Annotated in this window: 3 protein-coding genes and 1 pseudogene; 1 reads left to right on the plus strand and 3 read right to left on the minus strand. The window is 33.8% G+C overall.

Features of this window, described 5'->3' with window-relative positions; translation table 11 throughout:
* Positions 1-61 precede the first annotated feature (61 nt).
* From AFK68_RS07425 to AFK68_RS07430, 3 genes and pseudogenes are all read right to left on the minus strand, one after another.
* The gene (locus AFK68_RS07425) at positions 62-826 is read right to left on the minus strand and encodes a peptidyl-prolyl cis-trans isomerase (protein WP_094672203.1); all 765 of its coding nucleotides are present in this window, start codon (positions 824-826) and stop codon (positions 62-64) included.
* Positions 827-1,174: 348 nt separating this feature from the next.
* On the minus strand, positions 1,175-1,527 hold a 353-nt coding region (locus tag AFK68_RS41215), incomplete at its 5' end, for a DUF92 domain-containing protein (RefSeq protein ID WP_371357273.1).
* 1 nt (position 1,528) lies between these two features.
* Positions 1,529-2,221 (minus strand): annotated as a pseudogene (locus tag AFK68_RS07430) (TIGR00297 family protein); the annotation flags it as partial.
* 579 nt (positions 2,222-2,800) lie between these two features.
* Between AFK68_RS07430 and phnK the strand changes: the two are divergent.
* On the plus strand, positions 2,801-3,577 hold the full coding sequence (gene phnK / locus AFK68_RS07435) for a phosphonate C-P lyase system protein PhnK (RefSeq protein WP_094672204.1): 777 nt from the start codon (positions 2,801-2,803) through the stop codon (positions 3,575-3,577).
* The last annotated feature ends 504 nt before the right edge of the window (positions 3,578-4,081 follow it).

Below are 4,081 nucleotides of genomic sequence, written 5' to 3' on the forward strand. Positions count from 1 at the left end.
TTATCAATTATCCATTATCCATTATCAATTATCCATTATCCATTATCCATTATCCATTAATTTACTCATTTACATGGAGAGTAATTTTTATATCTTTCAGTTTCTCCGCTACCCAACGTTCAAATAATTCACCATCTAATTTTTTCCTAATTTCAGGATTATCTAAAGAAGCACCTTGTAACTGCTCTAGTCGATATATACTCCAATATTTATTTGTATCAAATGGTCCTAAAATATCTCCAGGATTAGCAGAATTAACTGCATTTCTTAAATCTTCTGGCAAACTAGCTAAAGTAACTGCACCCATAATGCCATTAAAATTTTTATCATTTGTAACTGAATGTTCTTTAGCTAAATCTTCAAACTTTCCCCCTTCTGCCACAATTTTTCTATGTACAGCATCTGCTAATTCTTTATCTTGGACGACAATTCTAGATAAAATTACATAATCTAGACCTGCTTTACGCTCATTAAAATATTCTTCGATTTTTTCTGCAGTAATAGAATCTCTTAATTGCTTCAGTTTAAAAGAAGTTTCCATTTGTGATTCTAAAGCATTATAGTTAACTCTATTTTGTTGTAACCATTCTTGAAATTTTTGTTGGTCTTCCAGCTTTCTTTGCAATCTAAAATCAATCATTGCCTGTTGAATAGTTCCTGGATTTACATTTATATCTTCCCTAGATTCCAATTCTTTTTCTATCACATATTGACGGACAATTTCTGTGACAAAAGATTGTAATTTTCCAGAGGCTTGCAAATATTTTAAACCTTGCCCCCATGATAATTGTTCTTCACCTATTGTTAGTAGTGGTTTAGATTCCATTGGTAAAATTCCGCCTTTTGCTCATATTTTTACAAATAAATTTTAGTCTATAGTTAATCTATAAAACTTAAAATCTGATTCACACAATTTTGATCGTATACCAATCAGGAATCAGATATGAAAAATGGATAGAGAATCAAGTAGATATTTAGATGTAATAACTATGTAAATTCTCAGGAATGATTGAGAATTTCACTAATTCCTATATCTAGTTTTTCCTGTTATCTAAAAATCTAAAATATCTGACAATTCAAATTAAGATTGTTATAGATTTTAGGTGAAAATAATTCAAGCTAAACATATAAACTTAGACTATAAAGTAAGTAGTCAGGAGTACAAAGCTAAGATTTAGGAAACAAAAAAGCTCATACCTATTGGCTGATTACTAATTACTATATAGTACCAAACTATGGCTAATAAAATTGCAGCGATCGCTCCGATTAAAGTATTGATAATATTTACTACTTCATTGGTTAACCATTCAAACTGAGACTGCATCGTTGCCCCAATTACACTTTCCAAGTTAGTAGCAATAAAGGCTGCAATAACACAAAAAGCGATTCCTGTCAAATCAATTAAACCTACAGTCCAACCAAGGAAAGCGATCGCTACAGAAGCAACAATGCCAGCTAAAGTTCCTTCTAAACTTACGGCACCCTCGGTTCCCCGTGGCACTGGTTGTAGAGTTGTAATTAAAAATGNTTCAAACTGAGACTGCATCGTTGCCCCAATTACACTTTCCAAGTTAGTAGCAATAAAGGCTGCAATAACACAAAAAGCGATTCCTGTCAAATCAATTAAACCTACAGTCCAACCAAGGAAAGCGATCGCTACAGAAGCAACAATGCCAGCTAAAGTTCCTTCTAAACTTACGGCACCCTCGGTTCCCCGTGGCACTGGTTGTAGAGTTGTAATTAAAAATGTCCGCTTACCGTAAGCTTTTCCTACCTCACTAGCACAAGTATCAGAAAGCTTGGTACTAAAACTGGCTACATAACCCAACATTAGTAAGACTGGTAAATTTTCTATGGGAGGATTATTTGGGTATAAGAGACTAATGACCAAAATACCCACAGCACAGATAGCAGCAGTCAGGGCTGAACCCCAAACATTTTCTGGCCCTCTTGCCCCTTCGCGCTTTTCTGCTATTCCGGCAGCTTGCTTTTCGGCCATTCCAATGCGAGTCACCCCGGAACCCACCAAAAAATAAAATACCACTACTGCATATCCAGGCCAACCTAAACTACCCCAAATCAAGACTCCGAGTATCCAAGCATGAACTATTCCTGCGGGAGTTAATAATTTTTTGGGAGCAAAATAAACGAGACTTAGTAAGATAGTATTTAAAATTATAGCTACTAACCAGGGATTTACAGAGTTAATATTAGATAACATGGATAATGGATAATGGATAATTGATGATTGATAATTGATAATTGATAATTGATAATTACCTCTACCTTTTTGGTAGAAGAATGTATTTTTCAATACATTTTTCTTGGATAATTTCAATAGTTTTAGTTAGCTACTATGAATAATTAATAATTAATAATTAGGGTTTGCTGATTAAATCTAAAACCATTAATAGGTAAAGGTTTTAACTTTTGCACAGCCTGGAAANTGATGATTTAGGTATTCAATAATTAATAATTAGGGTTTGCTGATTAAATCTAAAACCATTAATAGGTAAAGGTTTTAACTTTTGCACAGCCTGGAAAAAGTGCGATATTTTAACTGCAAAAGGTTCAAAAAGTTAGAATTAAAGACTCACGCACGACAGAAAAAGTAAGGGACTATTCTGACTACTACTTCCTCTATAATTCCCATTTCTACTGACTCTGTACGGACGTTGCGTGCAACCTCCCTACCTCCTGACTCCTATCCTCACCCATGAGAATTTTTCAGCAAACCCTAATTAAAGAATTCTTGCATTATTAATTGTTTACTACTCCCTACTCCCTATTCACTAAAAATATGACATTAAAACCATTATTAAATGTAGAAAATTTAAGTAAGTATTATGGCAATATAAAAGCCTGTGACCAAATATCTTTCAATCTCTATCCTGCCCAAGTTTTAGGAATAGTAGGAGAATCTGGTTCCGGTAAATCTACTCTCTTGAATGCCATTGGAAGATACATATCTATTGATAATGGAAATATCACCTATACTACTTCTAATGGAGAGATATTAACAGTCCCCAAACTATCAGAAACCCATTGTCGTTTATTAAGACGAACTGAATGGGGATTTGTTCAACAAAATCCTCGTGATGGATTAAGAATGAACGTAACTGCTGGAGCAAATATTGGTGAACGTTTAATGGATATAGGAGTAAAAAATTATGGAAAAATTCGGGAAGAAGCTACTTATTGGTTAAACCAAGTAGAAATAGATATTAATAGGATAGATGATTTACCAAAAATGTTTTCTGGAGGGATGCAGCAACGGTTACAATTAGCTCGTGTTTTAGTCACAAAACCCCGGTTAATATTAATGGATGAACCTACCGGAGGTTTAGATGTTTCAGTGCAAGCTCGTTTATTAGATTTAATTCGTTCTCTAGTCAGAAATCTCCACTTAAGTGTAATTTTAGTTACCCATGATTTAGGAGTAGTTAGATTACTTGCTCACCGTTTATTAGTGATGAAAAATGGGAAAATTGTGGAGTCAGGGTTAACAGACCAAGTATTAGATGACCCTCAACATTCCTATACTCAACAATTAGTTAGTGCAACTTTAATTCCTTAAATTAAGGAAGAAGGAAGAGGGAAGAAGAAAGAAGAATTTAATTACACCGAATACCAAGTATATGAAGTCTAAATATTAATGATAAAACCTTTGTCACACAGACATCTTGTCTGTGAGTGTTGTATCCAGGAAAGAAGGAGTAAATATTGAAAAAAAAAGGGAAAAATAATAGAGATAGTTGTCTGAAATAAATTTATAGAGGTTGCTGAATAAATGTATGATATTCAGGAGTAGGGGCGATTTCGTTTCCTGCGGAATGCTGCGCAAACCGAATGCTGTGGCAAACGCGTAATTAGGAGCATTCCGTAGGAAATTGCCCCTACAAGAGTCAGAAGGTAAAAAAGAGTTTTTTTTGCTCAACAATGGTACTTTGTAGATATAATTTGTAGTTAATTAAGAACTATTCAATATCTGAAAAATATGACTTTCATACCTAAAATCAGCAAGGCTAATTTATATTAAGTATTAAGGAGCTATTTAACTTTACTAGAAGTGTTTAAAAGT

It is taken from the genome of Hydrocoleum sp. CS-953 (assembly GCF_002260545.1).
Lineage (GTDB): Bacteria > Cyanobacteriota > Cyanobacteriia > Cyanobacteriales > Microcoleaceae > Trichodesmium.